This is a genomic window from Paenibacillus turicensis (genome assembly GCF_050461185.1).
GTDB lineage: Bacteria > Bacillota > Bacilli > Paenibacillales > Paenibacillaceae > Fontibacillus > Fontibacillus turicensis_A.
The window spans coordinates 407,730-430,380 of the sequence record NZ_JBCMOR010000005.1 but is presented as its reverse complement, the minus strand read 5'-3'; the positions used below and the strand labels follow the sequence as shown (position 1 = coordinate 430,380).

The window sequence follows — 22,651 nt, the reverse complement described above, 5'->3', positions numbered from 1 at the left end:
ATTGCTAAAGGAGATTAATTATGGTTACCATCAAAGACATTGCTCGGGTAGCCGGTGTGTCGCATACGACAGTCTCAAGAGCATTAAACGGGAATCCGCTAATTAAGAAGGACACGCGTGATCGTATCGCCAAAATCGCTGAGGAATTAAATTATGTGCCAAACTACAGTGCTAAAAGCTTAGTCACCAAAAAGTCCTATACGATTGGTCTTTTCTTTTCCAGTATCGAGCAAGGAACAACCGCAAGCTTTCTCGTGGATGTCATTAAGGGCATCAACCATGTGCTAGATGAAAACTACAATTTATCCGTTAACGGAATCGATAGTATTCATAACCTGGATACCATCGTCCCCCAACGCTTTGATGGCATTCTTGTGATGAGTCAAAGTGATGCCGATAACGATTTCATTTACCATGTAAAACGCTGCGGAATTCCGATGGTTGTAGTTAATCGTCAGCTTGAGGATTATAACATTATGAATGTGACCGCAAATGATCGGGATGGAGTTAAGGAAGCAATGAGTTATGCCATTTCGCAAGGTCATACGCGATGTGCAATCATTGAAGGCAAAGTTGGCTTTAAATCTTCGATTGAACGGAAGCAAGGGTTTATGGATGGACTAATGTACCATCAAATTCCGTTAAATCCAGCCTACTTTGTGTCAGGAGATTATAGCATGGAAAGCGGAAAGGTCGCGATGCAGCAGCTATTATCCCTTCACTCCCCGCCTACACTTGTATTTTGCAGTAATGATGATATGGCAATTGGGGCAATGAAGGCTTGTTATGGTAACGGCATCTCAGTTCCTCAGCAAATCTCCATTATTGGGTTTGATGACATTATGTTTGCACCCTATTGCAATCCAGCCTTAACTACGATTCGCAAGCCAATCATCGACATCAGCGAGCTTGGCACTAAAAAACTCATTGAATTAATGAGCGATTCACGTACAATTCCTACTCAGCTATTTGTTAAAACTTCACTTCGGATTCGGGAGACGGTTGCACAGCTATAGCGTTTACGTTTGGCTTAGTCAACCGTTTATATTTAATCAAAAATGTTAACGTGTGCATTAACTTGATTTTTATAATTATGAACTAAGTTATGACTATAAAAAATGGCTCAACTAAAGAATCGGTACTTGACAATAAGCCAACGAAGCGAAGGAGCAGGGAGATGGTGGAGAAGCGAACGCGTCCGCCTTTAAGGTCACAATTTCATCATTTCAACACATGCTATAAAGAAATTGGGACCTTAACAGCGGTTGAAGCCACTCCCTGCTACGTAGCCTCTTACTTCATAGATTGTCTAGTACTGATTATTGCTTTGAGCCATAAAAGGAGACAAAGTTGATGGCTAAATCATTATCTAGAAGCACTTTTCCTCATCTTCCTCAATTTCCAGAGCGTGTGATCCAATTTGGTGAAGGTAATTTTATGCGTGCATTTGTGGATTGGCAGCTTCATCAAATGAATAAGCAAAATTTATTCAATGGCAGTGCTGTATTAGTTCAGCCGATTGAACGTGGATTAGCCGATATGCTGGCGGAGCAAGACCAGCTTTATACGATTTTGCTTAAAGGTATTGAAAATGGTGATACCGTTGACAGTCATGAAATTATAACAAGTGTAAGCCGCTGTTTAAATCCATATACAGATTATGACGCATTTTTAGCTTTAGCTGAGCAAGATGAGCTAGAGTTTATTACATCGAACACAACGGAAGCAGGAATTACCTATGATCCAACAGACCAGCTTAATGATACTCCACCACGTAGTTTTCCAGCGAAGCTCACAGCTTTGCTTCATACACGTTATAAGCTAGGTAAAGCCGGATTTACGATTATACCTTGTGAGCTTATTGACCGCAACGGTGAAAAGCTAAAAGAAATTGTATTAAAATACGCGGAGGTTTGGCAGCTTGGAGAAGGTTTTGTGACTTGGCTGGAGCAAGAAAACACATTTTGCTGTAGCTTGGTAGATCGTATCGTCCCTGGCTATCCAAGAGATACTGCCACTGAGGTGGAAGCACAGCTAGGGTATCATGACAAGCTGATGGTGATGGCAGAGCCCTTCTTATTTTGGGTGATTGAAGGTCCTTCCTCCCTTAAAGCGCAATTGCCACTAGCAGAAGCAGGTTTAAATGTTGTTGTTACAGACGACATGACACCTTATCGTGAGCGTAAGGTTCATTTGCTTAATGGTCCACATACCGCCATGGTTCCCCTAGCTCTACTAGCAGGGCTTCAAACGGTGGAGGATGTAATGAAGGATGATACGTTTTCTTTATTTGTACAAAGGCTGATCGAAGAAGAGCTTATTCCTATGCTGGATTTACCACAAGAGCAATTACAAGCTTACGCCAAAGCTGTACAGGAACGTTTTTGCAATCCTTTTGTTCGTCATGAGCTAACTTCAATCTCTTTAAATAGTATTTCTAAATTCAAAGCTCGTTTACTACCCATCCTTTTGCGATATGAAGCTACAAAAAAACAACTACCATCCCTGCTTACACTCGCATTTGCAGCACTTTTGCTCAGCTATCGTGGAGACGTAATCTCAAGGCAAGATGGAGATGATGTGATCGCTATTTTTGATGAGGCTTGGGGTAATCCATCCCCGATACAGGCATTACTTTCTAATTCGACACTGTGGGGAATGGATCTTACTACTTTACCGAACCTAGTCACAAGTATTGAAGCTCACATCACGAATCTGGTGCAATTAGGCAGTCGAAAGGTATTACAACAACAACTTCAAGTGGAGGTGTAAACATGCGGCAATTCATAAAAATGAACGAAAGAGATAATGTAGCTGTTGCCCTCTCCCCTATTTCAGCAGGCACAAGGGTTGTGGTAGATGAGGTTACAATTACAGCGCTCCAAGATATTCCTCAAGGTCACAAATTTGCATTAGAGCCCATTAAGGCTGAGGCATCAGTGATAAAATACGGATATCCTATTGGACATGCAACGGAACTAATTGCACAAGGTGAATGGGTGCATACGCACAACGTAAAAACAAACCTTGCAGGTGAAGAGCAATATGAATATGTGCCAGAGCTCCACCCTGTAAAGTATCCAAAAAGAGACTTGTTCTTTCAAGGCTATCGTCGAGCAAATGGCAAGGTAGGTATTCGTAATGATTTATACATTGTACCTACGGTTGGCTGTGTAAACGGTGTTGCCGAGCTAATGCTTCAACAATTCAAGCAAAAGTATACCGATTTAGGTAGCTTTGACAATATTACGATCCTCAAGCACCCTTACGGTTGCTCACAGCTTGGTGATGACCACCAAATGACGCGCAGCATTTTGCTTGACGCTGTTCATCATCCTAATGCAGGGGGCGTACTCGTATTTGGATTAGGCTGTGAAAATAATATCGTCGCAGAGTTTAAAGAAGTGCTTGGTGAATTTGACGAGAGCAGGGTGAAATTTTTAGTTGCTCAAGAGGTTGGGAACGAGGTCGAGGCAGGGCTTGAGCTATTAGATGAAATTTATGAGGCAGCAATCAATGATAAGCGTGAGCCTGTTCCATTATGTGAGCTTAATGTTGGTTTAAAGTGTGGTGGATCAGACGGCTTTTCAGGCATAACTGCAAATCCATTATTAGGTGCATTTTCAGATTTCCTCATCTCTCAAGGCGGAACAACCGTATTAACGGAAGTCCCAGAAATGTTTGGCGCAGAAAAAATGCTTATGGCACGTGCAGAAAATAAAGAGGTATTTGAGCAAATCGTCGCACTCATTAACAATTTTAAACAATACTTTTTATCTTACGGCGAACCTGTATATGAAAACCCCTCCCCTGGTAACAAGGCTGGCGGAATCAGCACGTTAGAAGATAAATCATTAGGTTGTACACAAAAAGCAGGAACTGCACCTGTTGTTGACGTATTGCAATATGGAGAGAAATTGCGCAAAAAAGGATTAAGCCTATTGCAGGCACCAGGCAATGATCTCGTAGCTTCCTCAGCTTTAGCGGCAAGCGATTGCCATCTTGTATTGTTTACGACAGGTCGCGGCACTCCATTTGGTAGCTTTGTTCCGACAATAAAAGTAGCGACGAACAATCAAATTTACAATAACAAGCAGCATTGGATGGATTTTAATGCCGGAACCTTACTAGAAACGCCGATGGAGGAGGTGCTTGAACAGTTTATCGAATATATTATCGAGGTAGCTAGCGGAAAACCAACCCGCAATGAACAAAATGACGTGCGTGAGCTTGCGATTTTTAAAACAGGTGTGACGCTGTAGGTTATTTTTAAAAAGGAAACTGCAATTTTATTTCATAGGGAGACGATATTCATGTTTTTGAACGATGACTTTTTGTTAACCACAGATACAGCTAAAGTGTTATTCCACGATTATGCTAAAAAAATGCCAATTATCGATTACCATTGTCACCTTGATCCAAAAGAGATTTATGAGGACAAAAATTTTGCTAACATTACCGAGGCTTGGCTAGCTGGCGATCATTATAAATGGCGTCTTATGCGGGCAAATGGTGTGCCTGAGTCTCATATTACAGGGGATGCTCCAGATTACGACAAGTTTGTTGCATGGGCGGGAACAATTCCCTATACGCTGGGCAATCCATTATATAGCTGGACACATCTGGAGCTTCGCCGCTTCTTTGGCGTTGACACCCTATTAAATGAAAACACCGCACCTCAAATCTGGGAGCAGGTAAATCAAAAGTTAGCAACAAAGGAGTTTACGCGTCGTAGTCTTATTCGTGCATCTGGCGTTAAAATCATTTGTACAACCGATGACCCTATCGATGATTTACGTTATCATCAGCTTTTGCAGCAGGAGGAGGATGCCTTTACGGTATTACCCACCTTCCGTCCTGATAAAGCCTTGAATATTGATGCACCTGCCTTCACTTCCTGGATTCAATCCTTAGAGCAAGCGTCTAAGCAAACGATTACATCCTATTCGAGGTTATTATCTGCGCTTGAGCAACGTGTTGATTTCTTTCATAGTATGGGTTGCCGTCTGTCCGACCATGCCTTAGATGTATTGCAATATCAAGCAGGATCAGCCGATGAAGTTGAGCAAATTTTCAGCAAAAAATTAGCGGGTCAAGACCTCACACCTCAAGAAATTGCAACTTACCGCACAGAATTATTGACAGCACTCATTGGTTTTTATGAACAAAAAGGCTGGACAATGCAGCTACATATCCATGCGCTTCGTAACAACAATACACCGATGCTCCAGACATTAGGACCAGATACAGGTTTTGACGGTATCAATGATTTACCGCTTGCGATCTCGTTATCTAAGCTTTTAGACCGTGCTGAAAGCGAGCAAGGCTTGCCGCAAACTATTCTGTATTCGTTAAATTCAAAAGACTATCCGACACTACTCACATTAATGGGTTGTCATCAACGGGATAGCAAAGCCAAAATCCAGCTTGGTTCTGGTTGGTGGTTTAACGATACTCGCAAAGGAATGCGCGAGCAATTAACAATGTTTGCGGAGCAGAGTACATTACACCATTTTGTTGGTATGTTAACTGACTCCCGTAGCTTTTTATCTTACACCAGACATGAATATTTCCGCCGCGTATTATGTGAGTTAATTGGTGAATGGACTGAACGGGGAGAAGTTCCGAATGATACAGCGATGTTAGGTTCGATGGTCGAACATATTGCTTATAAAAACGCAGCAAGCTATTTCGGATTTCCGCAAAAATAAAATAGGATGAGTAAGATGGGAGATGGGGAAGTTCTGCTTCATTTTTCTCATTTCCCCTCTCCATTATTTAAAATTTATTTGGATAGAGAGGCTCAATTTTGAAAACAGTGCTTGACCGCTAGCTCAAACTAGCGAAGAGACAGAGAGATTTGAAGGTTGTCTCTTAAAATCAAATTCCCTTCGTAAATAGACTTCAATAAAAAGGTCTCAACTTAGGATTAGTGGCTGACAGGAAGCCATCATAATGGTCATAACACATATAATGGAGAAAGGAAGGTTTAGTAGAATGCAACCTACATTGTTTATCGCTGGAGACTCTACCGCGGCAATTAAGGGGGGAGCTGAAAAACCAATGGCTGGATGGGGAGAGTTTTTGCAGCCTTATTTTGGTTGTCAGCTTCGTGTTGAAAATCACGCGATTAACGGAAGAAGTACAAAATCCTTTTTAGCAGAAAATCGACTGGATTATATTGAAAAATGTATGAAACCGGGTGACTATCTCTTTATTCAGTTTGGTCATAACGATCAAAAAAAGGAGGACCCGACACGTTATACCCACCCTTATACTCAATATAGTCAAAATTTACTTCATTTTATAGAGGCTGCACACCGCCATCACGCCATCCCTGTCCTTCTAACTTCTGTAAGTCGACGCAAATATAATGAGGCTGGAGAGCTTGATCCAGAGGCAGTAGGTGAATATCCAAAGGTGGCTAGGGAAGTTGCGGTTGCTACGAATACAGCCTTATTAGATATTTTTACTGCTTCGCAACAGCTTTATTGCCAATTAGGTAAAGTCGCTAATAAGCAATTGTTTATGCATTTAGGTCCTCTTCAACATCCCAATTATCCTGGTGGGATTACAGATAATACACATTTTTCATTGGATGGTGCAAGACAAATTGCTAAGCTTGTAATCACTGCGATTATGCAAAATGACCAACTTGTGGATTTACAACAGTATATACAACAGGAGCTGATTAACGTATGAGCGAAATCAAATCCTTTTCCCCTCCATCTAACCCGTCTAGGCTTCAGCTTGGAGTAAGAGCACATGATTTGAAATGCAATAATATAAGTGAATTAATTCACAAATTAAGTGATTTTTCACTACAACATATTCAGTTCGCTGCTGCTAAGTCGTTTCCACAAGAAGTGCCCTCTCCCCTAGCGTTAAATACTGAACTAGCACAACGATATGGTGAGGCTTTTAAGCAAGCAGGTTTGGAAATCGAGGTTTTAGGTTGTTATGTTAACATTGTCCATCCAGACAAGAACAAGCAAAAAGAAGCAATAGATGCATTCAAATTGAATATTCAGCTCTGTTCTACATTGGGTGCAACAATGGTCGGCACCGAAACAGGAAGTATTGGAAAAGGCTACTGTGAAGAGAACTTTACAGCGGAAGCCTTTACTGCTGTGATTAAGGCTGTTAAGCAAATGGTTAAAGAAGCAGAAAAGCATAATGTGATGGTAGGCATTGAGCCTGGCGTCAATCATCCTTTATATACCGCAGAGCTGGCACATGAGCTGGTGCATAAACTGAATTCAGAACACCTTAAAATCATTTTAGACTGCGCAAATTTAATAACACCTAGCAATTATGTAGAGCAAGCGTCATTGTTTGAAAAAGCTATAGCGTTATTAGATCCAGCAATAGCTATCATTCATTTAAAAGACTTTATTGTTAAAGATGGCAAAGTTATTTTTGTTCCTGTTGGAGAAGGGTTGCTAAACTTTGACCCAGTACTCAAATACATGAAATATAAAAAGCCCAACCTAGTTGGACTCATTGAAAGTACACCTGAAGCTTCATTAGCAGACAGTATCAATTTTCTTCAAGAGAGATATGAAGCATTGTGAATTTTAGTCAATGTGGTTGGTAGTGATAGGCAGTCTAAAGTAAAAATGATACGCTCTCAAAAAGCAAAAGTATTAACATGTGTTGGACTGTTGAACAAGCCTTTGGGCTGCCTTACGCTATCAACCACATTTTTAATAACGTTTATAACTACTTCAAACAAACTTTTTGTTTTCCAGACTGATCAATAAAGATATAATGCTCATTTACATTAGGCTTAATAAACACTTCGAGCATCTCGCCAAACCCTCGCGCAAGCTTCATTGTAGGTAATTCTTCCTTATGTACCCAAAATACCTCCCCTTCTTCCCCACCTTCTATCAATTGGCCTTCAAAGCTAGTAGCCGTAAATAAAAATACAATATATCTATAACGTTCCTCCACCTGCGGAGAATCACTATACCAATTTTTCACGCCTACCATTGTTAGATCAGAAATTTTGAGTCCTGTTTCCTCGTAGATTTCCCGAATCGTAGAATCAACGATAGATTCTCCTTCCTCTAAATGACCTCCTGGGAAAGCAATACCTGTCCAGCTGCCTTTAATACGATTTTGTACAAGCACTTTACCTGTAACGGGATCTTCAATCATACACATATTTGTTAGCTCTGTCCGTTCCATTCCATGCAACTTCTTTCTAAATTTGATCTTTTTACATTAAGGGATTATAGCATAATTTTTTGTTGTATAGTAAAGTCGCATAGTAAAATGGATACAAATAAATAAAGAAAAATGACTATGTTAGAATAGCCATTTTCTTTAAGTTTAAACTACTTCTTTATTCAAATAAGCTTCTTCCGTTTGTCTCGATAACCTCTTTATACCAATCAAAGCTATCCTTCTTTATTCTTTCTAAGGTTCCATTTCCATCATTATCTCGATCCACATAAATAAATCCATAACGCTTGCGCATTTCACCCGTACCCGCACTAACGATATCAATTGGTCCCCAATAAGCATAACCTAAAATTTCACAGCCATCTAAAATAGCTTCCTGAATCTCGATTAAGTGCTTCTTCACATAATCTACTCGATATGGATCATGTATCTTTCCATCTTCACTAATTTCATCTATACCACCATACCCATTTTCAACAATAAATAGTGGCTTTTCATACCGATCATACAACTCATTACATACATAACGTAAACCCTTAGGATCAATGGTCCAGCCATAATTAGTTTTCTCTAGATAAGGATTGTCAATTCCCCTGCTTCCCCCAGTGGAACTTAAGATTGGCATGCCTGCTTTATGAGTAGAACTTAAATAGTAGCTAAATGCAAGGAAAGCACAAGTATGATCACGAATTAATTCAAGCTCACCCGGACGTATATTAAGCTTAATGTTATTTTCATCCCAGATTCGATAAGCATAAGCTGGGTAATGCCCTCGAAGCATCACGTCAGAATAAAATAACGATCTTCTTCGAAACTCATAGGCCTCAAATACGTCATCAGGGTGACATGTATTCGGATAAAAGGCACTTAACGATAGCATACATCCAACTTGATTCTGAGGCATAATTTCTTTGCCTAATCTTACAGCATGAGCGTTAGCCACTAATAAGTTGTGACTAGCTTGATATAGACGTTGTAAACGATCAGGTCCTTCCTCAATACGACAAGCCCCCGTTGCAAATGGTATTTTATGCATATTATTAACCTCGTTAAAGGTCATCCAATATTTAACTTTCTCTTTGTAACGGTTAAAGATCACTTCACAGTAACGATTAAAGAAGGTAATTAATTTTTCATTTTCCCAGCCACCATATTCATTTGCTAAATGTAGTGGTGTTTCATAATGTGAAATGGTGATCATCGGTTGAATACCATGGTGCAATAATTCATCAAATAAATCATCGTAAAACTGCAAGCCTGCTTCGTTTGGTGCATCCTCATCTCCCTTAGGGAAAATACGTGACCAAGCAATAGAAGTACGGAATAACGTAAAGCCCATCTCAGCAAATAAAGCAACATCCTCTTTATAACGATGATAAAAATCAATTGCCTCATGACTAGCATAAAATTTAGTAGGGTCAACAGCCATATCAGAAACACCTGAAATAATACCACCCCTTGAAACATCTGCGATGGATGGTCCTTTGCCATCAACATTCCATGCCCCTTCAGCTTGATTAGCTGCAATTGCTCCTCCCCACAAAAAGTTTTCAGGAAATACTTTATCGAGCTTGCTCATATGATTACCTCCCACATTTTATCATCATGCTATTACTATTTTTTCTATCCTACAATTGTGAAAATAGGCTCGCCTTTTACAACATCATCCTCTTTAGTAACGACTACATCTAAAAAGTCAGAGGTGTTAGAAACAATAACTGGTGTCGTAATTTCATATCCTTCTGCGATAATTTTCTCAAGATCAAATTCTGCTATTAAATCCCCTGCCTTAACGATATCGCCTTCTTTAACTTTTGGATTAAAGTATTTGCCCTTAAGCTTAACCGTATCTACACCGACATGAATCAGCAGCTCCGCACCATTTTCAGCAACAATACTATAAGCATGACCAGTACGAATTACCATCGCAATCTTTCCAGCAACAGGGGAATATACCTTTCCTTCATTCGGAATAATCGCTACTCCTTTCCCCATTGCCAAAGAGGAAAATGCCTCATCCTTCATTTCTTTTAGCGAAATCACATCCCCATTTAATGGACTTACTACTATTTCTTTACGGTAGGGAGATCGATTTGTAGTTACTTCCGCACTTGTATTTTCTGTAGTCGATTTTGTAGTCGCTGTTACTTCCTTACTTGTATTTTCTGGAGATACTTTTGTAGTCGCTTCTTCATCAACAGGATCATTAAATCCAACAATGTAAGTTAAGACTACGCTTAGTATAAATGCTACAATAAAGCCAATAACATAACCCATAAAGCCAGGTCCAACAAATGCTGGGAATGTCAAAATACTTTTAGGAACAAGTGCGACAGCAGAAGCGTGGTAGGCACCTGCAATTGCACCACCTACACCACCACTCAAGCACGCTATAATAAACGGTTTCTTTAATTTCAAATTCACACCATAAATCGCTGGTTCTGTAACGCCAAATAGACCTGTAATAAAAGCAGACATAGAGACAGTTTTTAATTTCTTGTTTTTTGTTTTAAGGAAAACACCTAAAGCCGAACCTGCTTGGGCAACAATAGCTGGACCATATAAAGGACTAATCGTGTCACGACCATATTTCGTAATGTTATTAAGCATGATAGGAATAAGTCCCCAATGAATACCAAAAATAACGAGAACCTGAAAAATAGATCCCACTACAAAACCTGCTACGATTGGGCTTAAATTATAAGTCCAACTAATCCCATTTGCTAAACCAGTACCTACATAGGTTCCAATAGGACCCAGAACCAAATAAGTTACAGGAACCATCACAACCAAACATAAAATTGAAGTGAACAAGTTACGAATGCTGTCATGTAAATGCTTTTTCAGGAATGACTCTAAGTAGGACAATATCCAGACAGCTAAAATAATTGGAATGACAGTTGTGGAATATTTCATCAAGACAACAGGTATGCCAAAGAAATCAATCTGGGTTCCTGCTGCTTGGAATGCTACGATATCTGGATACACTAATGCACCCGCAATTGCCATAGCAATAAAAGGACTAGTTTTAAATTTACGTGCAGTTGTATAAGCTAAGAAAAATGGTAGAAAATAGAAGAAGCTATCTGCCGCCGCGTACAACATTTTGTAAGTACCACCCGCTGGATCTAACCAGTTGAAGGTAGTTGTAACAGATAACAACCCTTTCAATAAACCTGCGCCTGCAAGTATTCCCAATAGCGGACTAAAAATACTAGAGATTAAATCAATTGCCTTGCCAATAAGAGAGCCATTACTTGTAGACGAACCATCATTACTACCATTTGACGAATTTTGAAAATTAGTCTGTCCTATAATTTCAGCATAAACATCAGCTACATTATTCCCTATGACTACCTGATATTGTCCACCACTTTGTACAACACTGATTACCCCATCAAGCTTTTGTAGGTTGTCCTTGTTTGCCTTACTATCATTCTTTAATGTAAATCTAAGTCTTGTTGCACAATGTATAAGATGACTAATGTTCTCTTCGCCACCTACATATTCAATGATTTGTGTTGCTAACTGCTTATACTTCATAGTTTCCTCTCCTCTTGAAAATATTTAAGATCCGTTGTTTGCAGCTTGTAACAAATTTTGTATAAAATACTTTATATAAAAAATGACCTGAATCTATGGATTTTGCTTAAAATCCATAGATTCAGGTCACGCCTGCCGAACAGTAACTTTCCTGATTAATAAATTCAGTTGTCTCTACTAATAATACGTTGAGTATGCATCATCAGATATAGCTTTTCATCGACAGACATGAAATGATTATATTTATCTTCCAACATTAGGTTTATTTTTTTCACACATTCATAAGAATCCGGATAATTTTTTTTCACTACTTCATACAGCACCTTATCATTATCGCCTAAAGCAGTATGATTAAATATTCGCTGTGCGAAAAACTTAAGATGTGTAACAAACCTAAAATAATTCATGGAATTTTCATCTAAAGTAATGTTGAAATGATATTCTACAATACGTAATATTTCCTTTAACAGCTTAGTTATATTCACCACATTATGCATTTCTTCATTTAATTGAGCATTAACGAAATGCATTGCTATAAACCCAGCTTCATCCTCAGGAAGTTCTATGTCAAACTCCTTCTTAAGCAACTCCAAACCGTATATCCCAATTTTGAATTCCTCAGGGTACATTCGTTTGATTTCCCATATTAGTCCGTTACTCACCAGATGTCCCTTATGATAACGCTCAATTGCCATACTAATATGATCTGGAAGAGATAAGTAAATATTTTCACTCAAGCTTCTCTTGAGTTGACGTCTTGCATAACTTATGACATCATCACATAATTTCATCGTTTCAGGAGAAATCTCATTTAATAGCTTTTTAAACTTATCATACAATCCTTTATTTTCAAGAAAGAATCGCTTCTCAATTTTTCTCTCGTCAATCTCATCCCCCGTTCGTTTTTGAAAACCAAGCCCTTTACCCATTAAGATCAATTCATTACCATGATCATCTTCTGCTGTAATTGTGTTATGGTTAATAACTTTTTTAATTTGCACCATAAACACCTCCTGAAAAAATACAATAAAAAAGACCTTAACAAAGATTCCCCTTGTTAAGGTCTTGCCTGCATAATCAGTAACAATCCTTAAAGATACATTCAGTTTAAGAAAACGGATTCATTAACTTCAAAGTCATTATAGCTTTAATACTTTATTAATGTCAACGCTTATTTTAAAGTTAATTTATTCCAATGTAACCATGACAGGATAATGATCACTTGGATATTGACCACCCTTATGTATCAATATTCGTTCACTTCTTCGGCTTGTTAAGACGCCACGATATAAAATCCAATCGATCATTTCACCATCACTACCCCCAGCATAATCATGAAAGGTTCCATACTCACCATGCACAACTATCTCTGCATCTTGAATTCCATCATTAAGCTGTGCTTCGTCTGTCAAAATTTGATAGGCGGCACTTGTCCCTATTTCACAGTTAAAATCTCCTGTCACAATCACATCGGATTCTTTGCCCCATTTGTTAATTTGATTGGCTAGAAGTTTGACCCCAAGCACTCTTGCTTCTTCAATTTCATGATCAAGATGAGTGTTGAGGAAATAAAAGACCTGTCCATTATTTTTATTTTCAAATTTCACCCAAGTTGCCATGCGTGGATAATGATTGCCCCATGTTTTTGAGCCAGCCACTTGAGGCGTATCCGATAACCAAAAATGTCCCGAGTCTAGAACTTTGAATATATCATGACGATAAAAAACAGCCATCATCTCGCCGTTCCCATCACTTTCTCTACCTACCCCAACCCAGCTATACGCAAGCAAAGCATGATCTAAATCTTGAATTTGCTGCAATATTCCTTCTTGTGTTCCGATAACACCGGGTTCATATTGCTCAATAAGCGCAGTGGCTACAGGTAATCTTTTATTCCAAGGATGTGCATCAACGACGGTAGCTGTTCGTAGATTAAAGCTCATCACCTTAAGCATGTTTTCTTAGCATCTCCCTATTATATGAATGAAGTGATTAGAAGAATTCCGTCCCTATTATAGCACTATTTTTCCCACTGATAAAAAGATAAAGGGTAGTCCAAGAGCAGTTCCGAATCCATTTTTTGATCCAGAGACTGCTCCTTGATGTTCATAAGTTAATTATTAATGACTGCAAATGCTTATTTCTAAGCTATGAGATAAATTCCAAAAGTTTATGTACTAAAAACAACCTGTGGCTGGAGCGTAATTTCAAAGGCTCGTCCCCATGTAAATGCTGGATTTGATTCTTCAAGTGTAACATCGCCATAAGGCGCATAATGCCACGTATGCCCATCAATTTTCCATACTTGCTTTGCTTCATGAAATTGCGCTGATGAAAATGCTGGCTGTAAAGCTAATTGTGCAGTAGCTTGTTGCATTTCGTCACGTAACATCGCTGTAAATAAGGTATATTCAGTCGGCGTATGGAACAAAACTAGGTTTTGATGTCCAGTAACATTAGTATATTTGGCACGTTGATTAGACGCATTACGGATAACTGCAATTACCAGCTTTTTATAATAGTAATCCTTTAAAAAACGCTTAAACAATAATGAGCCATGTGCCGCTAGGCTCGAATTCAATAGAGGAATAGCCTCTTCATTTTTCAGAAAAATATATCTTGCTTGTCCCATTCCTAATGCGATACCAAGCTTATTTCCCGCTGTATTCCAGCCGCTATAACCAAACAATTGACCAGTCGCAGGGCTGTCTAGCAAAGCTGTGGTTACAGTTTCATTCGCTGCGCCTCCACCTGTAAAATCAACAACAATCGTTGGAATCTGGTTAATGGCGTTCGCCTCCATCACTTCTACAGCCACTGGACTTTCTTCAGGATCGGTAATTGCGATGATATGGACATCATATTGATTTGACTCTGATTCTGAATCTGACTCCAATGTTCCGCCAATAATATCAACATGATGTACAATGTTCTGATGCACGCTCATATATTCATATGGATTAATTATCGTTGAGCCATGTGGCCCAAAGTATGTTACGTTATACTTCAATTTTGAATCAACACCATATAAAAAAGTCGCCATTCTTGCAAGCAAAGCATGTCCTAATCCATCCGCATCCGGTAAAATAATAGCTTTATCTGGATTTTGCCCTTGATTACCTTCAAACCATTCATTAATCTTACCTTCGATCCAGTGAATTTCATTTGCTTGCACCCCCGAAACATATGCATCATCAACACCAATAGCTAAAAAGTCAATGACACCTTGCTTCGCTAGCTGCTCTAAAACATAACGATTAGTTTTAAATTTATGACGACGTGCATTGTAATATTGCTCTTTATTAAAATGGATACTTTCTTCAAAGTAATCTCCATCATCCTTCTTATCATAATCTTGCAAAATTGACTCAAAATCTTGTTCATCAGGACGTGGCTGTTGCATTATGCTTCTAGATTCGGTATAGGCATCCATCGTCAAACCTTCTACTTGAACGGTAGTCGCAAGTCGCATAATTGTATCCATTACATATAACGGCTTTTGTGGATATTGCTCTTTAATTTGAGTTAATACCTCTAACAAATACGTTGCGGAAGGATCATAATTTGGATAAGCCCCTCCTCCATTTGAACGAAGACGACGACTACCAATTAAACCACCATATACAAGCATATCTATTGAAATAATAAAACCATCCACTTTATGAGCATTTTGCTCAATAAATACACGTAATTGTTGCGGATCACCAAAACTTGGTTGATATGTACTTGTTACTCGTGTACCCTCAGCAGTCATTGCTGTATCTAACCTATTTTTAATATCCTTGGCGTGTGGCGTAATTACCGAAATCCCTGCACTTTTCCCTTGCATAATAACATCGTCCAAGTTTACAGGTCTGTCATCCAAAGGAACATACAATACTTTTTTCATTATTAACACTCCTTAAACATATAAGATAGGGATTATTTTGTGCCCTCATATATATAGGAGTTTTATTGCCTTACATTACAACCTTATTGTAAAATATGGTATAATAAGAACAAATGTTCTATTTTTGGTTGTTAAAATATATTTATCCTTACCCTATAGGTATACATAATTAATTCAGTAATTAAAAAAAGAAGCTAAAAAAAAGAATAGGAGGAATTAAACTGTGACGAGATTAAAAGAGAAGAAAAGTGTATTTCAAGCCTATCAGACAGAAATATATCGTATTGGCTGGAGAGTACAATACAGAGCTAAAAAAATTCGCAATCATGAATTACCTTATCAGGATACAAACACAATCAGCTCCAAAACTGGTTTGCGATCCTATTTACCATTAGGTTTACAGTCAAATTTACAGTGTGATTTTACTACGCAAGTAGACAACAAAATTTTAGTTAATGACCTTATCAGCAGCTTACCTCCTAAGGGAAGATTAATTTTACATAAGCTGTATATCCAAGATCAAACTGAGGCAGAAGTATCTAAGGAACTTAATTTGAGTCAACAGGCGGTGAATAAATGGAAAAGAAAAATGCTTCAACAATTATCCCAGACAGTCAATTCATAGCATTACTGGAGGCAACAAAAAATGATGATCAAGAGGCAACAATGCAATTAATTGAACTCTTTAAAGATGACATTCTAAACTCAAGCAAATACATACATCTGCCCCAAGAAGAAGCGATTGCTTCTATCATTGTAGAGTTTTTGGCTTACGTTAAAGAAAATTGGTGATCTGCTATAAAAGTAGCTGTATTGGGTTTACATTGTACATGCATTCCATTACAGCTACTTAATGTCTATATCAAGGTCTAGGTGTAGCTTTGTACTCCTGAGTATTTTTTACTTTTAAGATTCTAGGCTTCTACCATGCTGTAATTCCCACTGTTTCCAAGCAACAACGCCTAATTTAGGCTGAGGTTCATCGGGTAAAATGGATATGAATTCCAATGAATGTCCATCAGGGTCCGAGAAGTATATAGAAACAGCAGGCATCCATCCAAACACGAATGGTTCTTCCGTGCCATCATTTAAAAAGTTACGTACTTGAATACCACGTTCCTTTAACCAGGGAACAATACCTTTCATTTTCTCATTAGAGGTTTCAAATGCATAATGTTGAGAAATAATTTGATCCGCTTCCTTCTCCCATAAACCTAACATCGCTTTTCGAGGGCCACCAAGCCAATAAAAACGACAACGTCTACTATCCTCATAGGCTAAAGTTAATCCTAGCTTATTTTCATAAAAATCTGCTGATCTTTCCAAATTAGCAACATGAATATGTGTTTCAAACAAGCCTGTAATCATAATTTAACCTCTTTTCTATCAGTTGATTTTATATTTATATATATATTTTAACAAAACCAAACACCAAAAATGTATTTTAACATAAATTTTACCAATTATTCATATTATATTTACTAAAAAATCATAATCAGATTTGCTAAGAGAATTATTTTTCAAAATTTAAACACAAAAAAAGAACGATATCTATTATCGTTCTCTGCTATGGATTGTCAGGGACTCGAACCCTGGACCGCCTGATTAAGAGTCAGATGCTCTACCAACTGAGCTAACAATCCACAATATGAGTGTAAAGTACATATAAAATAATCAGTTTTAATGTGACTTTACTTAAAGGAATTAATTTACTTTCGTCAAAAGCGACTCCTATAATATATAATATTCCAAGGGGCGTGTCAACATTTTTTTATAACATTTGTCGTTAAACAAAAAACCGCAAGCTTGCACCAAAATTACAGGAGAAGCATGCGGTTTCATCTATTGTTACATAAATTTGCTCAAATCTGGATAACCTGTGACAGCCCAAGCCCCGTCTACAATTAGGCTTGCCCCATTGACATAGGAGGCCTCGTCACTTACCAAAAACAGGGCTGGCCCCGCCATTTCTTTAGGATCAGCTGCGCGACGCATAGGAATACGTTCCATATAAGCTGCATTGATAGCTTCAACATTCGTTAATCCACTTGTCAGCGGTGTAGCAACCAACCCAGGCAAAAGGGCATTCACACGAATTTGATGCTGCGCCAGTTCCAACGCAGCATTCTTAGTCAGCATCTCTACACCAGCTTTCGCTGAGGAATAGGCTGCGCCATAGAACATTGGAACATGGGAGTTCAGCGATGCCACGTTAACAATGGCTCCACCGCCGTTTTCCTTCATATACTTGGCTTCATGCTTAACGGACAGGAAAACACCCTTTAGGCACAAGTCAACTGTGAAGTCCCAATCCTGCTCACTTTGGTCAACAATCGCTCCCGGCTTTGAGGCACCAGCAACATTAAACGCAAAGTCAAGCCCACCAAATTTCTCAACCGTTTTTGCCACCAGCTCTTCAATATCTGCTTCCTTCGTCACATTCACCATACAGCCAATGACTCTGTCTGCGTGGACTTTCTCAATTTCGGCAAGCTTGTCCTTATTCAGATCAGCAATGGCCACCCGTGCACCTTCATTTAGCAATGCTTCAACAATTGCATAACCTATCCCCGAAGCCCCACCTGTAACAATGGCAACTTTATCAGTAAATTTTCCCATTATTTATCCCTGCTTTCCTCGTTTATAGTATCCATTTGTGTAACGTTTGTTCATTGTTTAAGCCAATATAGAAACATACTATTATACTATTATACTATTATTTTACTTTTTTACATTTTTTATAAGTTTCTTGAAGCCCTCTTAAATGATTGGCTCCAGAAAAATTTGCTTTTTAGAGGCGCCTGTCCCATTATGAAGCGCTTCCAAAGAAGATCGTCCAAACAAAAGTGAAGACCTCAACCAAATATGCCTGCCCTCACATCCTTACTATACTGATTATATCTAGTATAACAATTCGTTTTATTTAACTAAAGTTATTATATTTAAAGTGTTGTTAACTGAATGTGAGCCAATCCGCCCTTAGTCAGGCTATTACCCGGTTAGAGGGCGAATTGTAGCTCAAGCTCTTTGCTATTCCTTCCCTTGCTCCCACTCCGCTATCTCCTTGCGTACTAAAGGAGCTACCTCTGTGCCAAATAAAGTGATCGCTTCCATCACGTCAGCATGTGGCATCGTGCCATGAGGAACATGTAATAAAAATCTCGTTACGCCAACATGCTTACGAAGATAAATGATTTTGTCAGCGACAGTACGTGGATCACCTACATACAAGGCGCCATCAAACTGACATGCGGCATCAAAGTCCTCACGATGATAAGGAGGTAACCCTTTTTCAACCGCTCTAACATTCGTACGAGCATGTGTCGAAGGGAAAAATTTCTCCATCGCCTCCTGAGAGGTTTTCGCTACAAAACCATGAGAGTGTGTTGCAATCGGGAGCGCTGAGACATCATGCCCTGCCAGAGCTGCTGCCTCTTTATATAATCTAACATGCTCTACGTAAGCAGACGGATGAACGTTGCCAATTATCGCCAAAGCGAAAGGTAAACCAAGCTGTCCAGCATGTATAGCAGATTCCTTTCTACCTGCACTTGCAATCCATATCGGGAGTGGTGCCTGCACAGGACGAGGATAAATACCTAAGTTATGTATAGCAGGTCGATATTTTCCTTCCCAAGTTATTTTTTCCGACTTCTGAATTTGTAATAACAGGTCTAATTTTTCTTCAAATAGCTCTTCGTATTGCTCTAAGTCACACCCAAATAACGGAAATGATTCGGTAAAGGAGCCTCTTCCAATCATCAGCTCTGCCCGTCCATTCGATACACCATCTAATGTTGCAAAATCTTGAAATACACGTACAGGATCAGAAGATGATAAAATCATCACTGCACTTGTTAATCTTATATGTTTTGTACGAGATGCCGCCGCTGCCATCACTACAGCAGGAGATGAAGCTGCAAAATCCGGACGATGGTGCTCACCAACCCCGTATACATCAAGCCCTACCTCATCGGCAAGTATAATTTCCTCCACTACTTCACGCAATCGCTCCGCGTGACTCATCGTTTTTCCTGTTACAACATCGGGTGTTGTCTCTGCAAAGGTGCTAATCCCTAGTTCCAACGCCTTGCCCTCCTTAGCTAAATCTTTAATTTTAAAAATTTAAATAAATTCAACTTTAAAATTATATCATTTCAAGTCAAGGACAAGACACCTCAAAAAAATATACAATTTACAGTTCTAACGTTACACCAAAATAAAACGACTAAAATAGGTAGCCTTAACTGAACTAGCATTTAAAAAATCTAACTTTTTTACACTTATTCGAACGTTGCCCCATTTACACCTATTAAGTGAAAAAGCTAAGCTTAATTCGTAGTATTTAAGCTCGATTATCCAAAATGCACTCCCTAATCACATCAGAATAAAAAAGGAGACTTAACGATAATGTTAAAAAGTAATTCCTTAATGACACTTCCACTGGGAACGCTACAAGACTTCCCGATGAATCAAGTAAAGATGACAGACGATTATGTTTCAAATGCCTTTGAGAAGGAATACAATTATTTAAAAAGCTACGAGCTAGATCGCCTTTTATCCTCCTTTCGTCATAACAGGGGGTTAGCTCCAAAAGCAGAAAACTACCTTGGCTGGGAAAATACTGAGATTCGAGGCCATACACTTGGTCACTATATGACAGCGATCGCACAAGCCTATCAAAATAGTAACGACACAGAGTTTCTAGACAGAATAAATTACATCGTGAGTGAATTAGCGTTATGTCAATTTGAAAGCGGATACTTATCTGCGTTTCCCGAACAGCTCTTTGATAATGTAGAAAATAAGCAGCCTGCATGGGTGCCATGGTATACGATGCACAAAATTATCGCAGGACTTGTTGCCATCTACAAAGCAACTGAGCATACCACCGCTTACAAGCTTGTTAATCAGCTTGGAGATTGGGTGTACAACCGTGCCTCTGCTTGGTCTCCAGAAGTACATCAGCAGGTGTTATCCGTTGAGTATGGTGGCATGAATGATTGCTTATATGAGCTGTATAAAATCACAAAAAGTGAGAAGCATTTATTTGCAGCGCATCAGTTTGATGAATTGACCTTGTTTCAGCCGATTTCAGAAGGCAAAGACATTCTTAAAGGCAAACATGCCAATACGACGATCCCTAAGTTTCTTGGTGCATTAAATCGGTATCTTGTACTTGGGGAAAGCGAAGCATTTTACTTACAAGCCGTGATGCAATTTTGGGATATGGTCGTTCATCATCATAGTTATATTACAGGTGGGAACAGTGAGTGGGAGCATTTTGGTGACCCAGACATTTTAGATGCAGAACGCTCTAACTTTACGGCAGAAACGTGCAACACCTACAACATGCTTAAACTAACAAAGGAGCTTTTTAAGTTAACAGGGCATATAAAATATGCAGATTTTTACGAAAATACATTTATGAATGCGATTCTTTCCTCACAACATCCTTATACGGGGATGACAATGTACTTCCAGCCGATGGCAACTGGCTATTTTAAGGTATATAGCTCCGCCTTTGATCATTTTTGGTGCTGTACTGGAACAGGTATGGAGAGCTTTACGAAGCTAAATGACAGCATTTATTTTTATGATGATAAAAATATTTATGTGAACCAATATATTAGCTCAAGCGTTGAATCACAGGTACATGGCGTAAAGCTGGAGCAGGTATCAGCACTTCCCTTAAAGGATACAACAACCTTCTGCATCACTTTATTACCTGACAGTTCTCCTTTTGCACTACGTCTACGTTTACCTGATTGGCTTGCTGGTCAAGCACACGTTACGGTAAATAACCAAAACTATGCTTATGAAATAGAAAATAACTATGCCATTATTCAGTATCCTTGGCAAAATGGAGATGAAATCAGGCTTCAACTGCCTATGAAGGCGACTTATCATTCATTACCCGATGCCCCTCATGTGTTTGGCTTCAAATATGGGCCCGTCGTCCTTAGTGCTGCACTAGGTACAGCAGATATGAGCCAATCTGCAACTGGGGTAAATGTGAGCGTACCTACTAAAAACATGCTTATCAAAGATTTTATTACGCCCACAAAGACAAGTGTTGAGGAATGGCTAAGGAATTTTGATCAAAACTTTGTACGTGTTGGTGAGGATTTAGTATTTGAATTACGTGGTACAGATGAGGACGCTAAACTTCAATTTACACCACATTATAAGCAGCATGAGCAACGTTATGGCATCTATTGGAATTTTGTAGGTAAGGATTCGGCAGAGCTGCAGGCTCATATTTTACAAAGCAAACAAAACCAGACTATTGCAGAAGCTACGATCGACAGCTTGCCAGTTGGAAATGATCAATATGAGCTTGAGCACCATGTGCAAGGTGAAAATACAACAGTCACCGTATGGGACGGCTTCACCGGAAGACAAGCTGAAAATGGGGGCTGGTATAGCTATCGTATGAAGGTGCTTGCAAATCAACCAAACTATTTAGCTGTCACTTATTTCTCTGGAAATAATGGGAAGGAAATTGAAATTTATGTTGATGATACCCTTATCGCTTCAGAAGCTTTGATGACCGAGCAGGCGCGAGCTTTTTATATTAAACGTTATTTAATTCCTACTTCATTGACCCAGGATATTAAAGAAATTGTCGTTCGGTTTGTCATGCCAGGGAAGCGAAATGGAATCTATGATATTTTGCGAATCATGGATAGCTATAGTGATCAAGCACAGCTTAAGCATTTATCCTTTAATACAGGAGTGTGGTCTACAGCATTTGACCCTACTAGGTATGAATATACATTAACGATCCCATCTGAACGTACAGAGGTAACTATGTTGGCAACGCCTACACATAAAAATGCGCTAGTATATGTGAATAACATTTTGATCGATGATACCCAAGCAAGAGCGATTACACTAACCGAGTGCATGACTAAGCTTGATATTATAGTAAAAGCGGAGGATGCAAGCTATACTGAGGATTATAAAATCAATATAGTTAAAGAGAAATAATAGTCTCCGGTGGTATACAGTTCACTTACAAAATAC

18 protein-coding genes and 1 tRNA gene are annotated in these 22,651 nt (G+C 38.9%); 9 read left to right on the top strand and 10 right to left on the bottom strand.

Going from position 1 to position 22,651, the window contains the following annotated elements:
- Positions 1 to 20 precede the first annotated feature (20 nt).
- The 6 genes from ABE099_RS04080 to ABE099_RS04055 all read left to right on the top strand — a co-directional run bounded on the left by ABE099_RS04080 (position 21) and on the right by ABE099_RS04055 (position 7,574).
- Positions 21 to 1,016: a LacI family DNA-binding transcriptional regulator gene (locus ABE099_RS04080; protein ID WP_430027621.1), complete on the top strand. Its 996-nt coding sequence runs from the start codon at positions 21 to 23 to the stop codon at positions 1,014 to 1,016.
- Between the two features lie 337 nt (positions 1,017 to 1,353).
- Entirely contained in the window at positions 1,354 to 2,772 is a 1,419-nt protein-coding gene (locus ABE099_RS04075) for a tagaturonate reductase (RefSeq protein WP_430027619.1), read from the top strand.
- Positions 2,773 to 2,774: 2 nt separating this feature from the next.
- A complete protein-coding gene (locus ABE099_RS04070) occupies positions 2,775 to 4,262 on the top strand; it encodes a UxaA family hydrolase (RefSeq protein ID WP_430027617.1) in 1,488 nt (495 codons plus the stop codon).
- 51 nt (positions 4,263 to 4,313) lie between these two features.
- Complete coding sequence (gene uxaC / locus ABE099_RS04065) at positions 4,314 to 5,711, top strand: glucuronate isomerase (RefSeq protein ID WP_430027615.1); 1,398 nt, start codon at positions 4,314 to 4,316, stop codon at positions 5,709 to 5,711.
- Between the two features lie 286 nt (positions 5,712 to 5,997).
- Positions 5,998 to 6,702, top strand: coding sequence for a rhamnogalacturonan acetylesterase (locus ABE099_RS04060; protein ID WP_430027613.1), 705 nt, complete (start codon positions 5,998 to 6,000; stop codon positions 6,700 to 6,702).
- Entirely contained in the window at positions 6,699 to 7,574 is an 876-nt protein-coding gene (locus tag ABE099_RS04055; RefSeq protein ID WP_430027611.1) for a sugar phosphate isomerase/epimerase family protein, read from the top strand. The genes ABE099_RS04060 and ABE099_RS04055 overlap by 4 nt, the downstream gene beginning before the upstream one ends.
- Before the next feature lie 148 nt (positions 7,575 to 7,722).
- Here the strand turns inward: ABE099_RS04055 and ABE099_RS04050 are convergent, their stop codons facing one another.
- From ABE099_RS04050 to ABE099_RS04025, 6 genes are all read right to left on the bottom strand, one after another.
- A complete protein-coding gene (locus tag ABE099_RS04050; protein ID WP_430027609.1) occupies positions 7,723 to 8,193 on the bottom strand; it encodes an 8-oxo-dGTP diphosphatase in 471 nt (156 codons plus the stop codon).
- A 157-nt stretch (positions 8,194 to 8,350) separates the two neighbouring features.
- A complete protein-coding gene (locus ABE099_RS04045; protein ID WP_430027607.1) occupies positions 8,351 to 9,769 on the bottom strand; it encodes a glycoside hydrolase family 1 protein in 1,419 nt (472 codons plus the stop codon).
- 44 nt (positions 9,770 to 9,813) lie between these two features.
- On the bottom strand, positions 9,814 to 11,733 hold the full coding sequence (locus ABE099_RS04040; protein ID WP_430027605.1) for a beta-glucoside-specific PTS transporter subunit IIABC: 1,920 nt from the start codon (positions 11,731 to 11,733) through the stop codon (positions 9,814 to 9,816).
- Between the two features lie 164 nt (positions 11,734 to 11,897).
- Positions 11,898 to 12,734: a BglG family transcription antiterminator LicT gene (gene licT / locus ABE099_RS04035; RefSeq protein ID WP_430027603.1), complete on the bottom strand. Its 837-nt coding sequence runs from the start codon at positions 12,732 to 12,734 to the stop codon at positions 11,898 to 11,900.
- A 186-nt stretch (positions 12,735 to 12,920) separates the two neighbouring features.
- Complete coding sequence (locus tag ABE099_RS04030) at positions 12,921 to 13,688, bottom strand: endonuclease/exonuclease/phosphatase family protein (RefSeq protein ID WP_430027601.1); 768 nt, start codon at positions 13,686 to 13,688, stop codon at positions 12,921 to 12,923.
- Between the two features lie 215 nt (positions 13,689 to 13,903).
- Positions 13,904 to 15,622 (bottom strand): DUF4127 family protein, encoded by a 1,719-nt coding sequence (locus tag ABE099_RS04025; RefSeq protein WP_430027599.1) that lies wholly within the window; start codon positions 15,620 to 15,622, stop codon positions 13,904 to 13,906.
- Positions 15,623 to 15,845: 223 nt separating this feature from the next.
- Here ABE099_RS04025 and ABE099_RS04020 point away from each other — a divergent pair, with 223 nt between their 5' ends.
- Both ABE099_RS04020 and ABE099_RS04015 read left to right on the top strand, forming a co-directional pair.
- Positions 15,846 to 16,247 carry a sigma factor-like helix-turn-helix DNA-binding protein gene (locus ABE099_RS04020; RefSeq protein ID WP_430027597.1) on the top strand — a complete coding sequence of 134 codons (402 nt, stop codon included), beginning with the start codon at positions 15,846 to 15,848 and terminating at the stop codon, positions 16,245 to 16,247.
- On the top strand, positions 16,199 to 16,414 hold the full coding sequence (locus ABE099_RS04015) for a hypothetical protein (RefSeq protein WP_430027595.1): 216 nt from the start codon (positions 16,199 to 16,201) through the stop codon (positions 16,412 to 16,414). The genes ABE099_RS04020 and ABE099_RS04015 overlap by 49 nt, the downstream gene beginning before the upstream one ends.
- Before the next feature lie 114 nt (positions 16,415 to 16,528).
- Here ABE099_RS04015 and ABE099_RS04010 read toward each other — a convergent pair whose 3' ends face one another.
- From ABE099_RS04010 to ABE099_RS03995, 4 genes are all read right to left on the bottom strand, one after another.
- Positions 16,529 to 16,990, bottom strand: coding sequence for a VOC family protein (locus ABE099_RS04010; protein WP_430027593.1), 462 nt, complete (start codon positions 16,988 to 16,990; stop codon positions 16,529 to 16,531).
- A 202-nt stretch (positions 16,991 to 17,192) separates the two neighbouring features.
- Positions 17,193 to 17,265: transfer RNA gene (locus ABE099_RS04005), tRNA-Lys, on the bottom strand.
- 205 nt (positions 17,266 to 17,470) lie between these two features.
- On the bottom strand, positions 17,471 to 18,241 hold the full coding sequence (locus ABE099_RS04000) for an SDR family NAD(P)-dependent oxidoreductase (RefSeq protein ID WP_430027591.1): 771 nt from the start codon (positions 18,239 to 18,241) through the stop codon (positions 17,471 to 17,473).
- A 411-nt stretch (positions 18,242 to 18,652) separates the two neighbouring features.
- A complete protein-coding gene (locus ABE099_RS03995; protein WP_430027589.1) occupies positions 18,653 to 19,708 on the bottom strand; it encodes an LLM class flavin-dependent oxidoreductase in 1,056 nt (351 codons plus the stop codon).
- A 324-nt stretch (positions 19,709 to 20,032) separates the two neighbouring features.
- Between ABE099_RS03995 and ABE099_RS03990 the strand changes: the two genes are divergently transcribed.
- Positions 20,033 to 22,615, top strand: coding sequence for a beta-L-arabinofuranosidase domain-containing protein (locus ABE099_RS03990; RefSeq protein WP_430027587.1), 2,583 nt, complete (start codon positions 20,033 to 20,035; stop codon positions 22,613 to 22,615).
- The last annotated feature ends 36 nt before the right edge of the window (positions 22,616 to 22,651 follow it).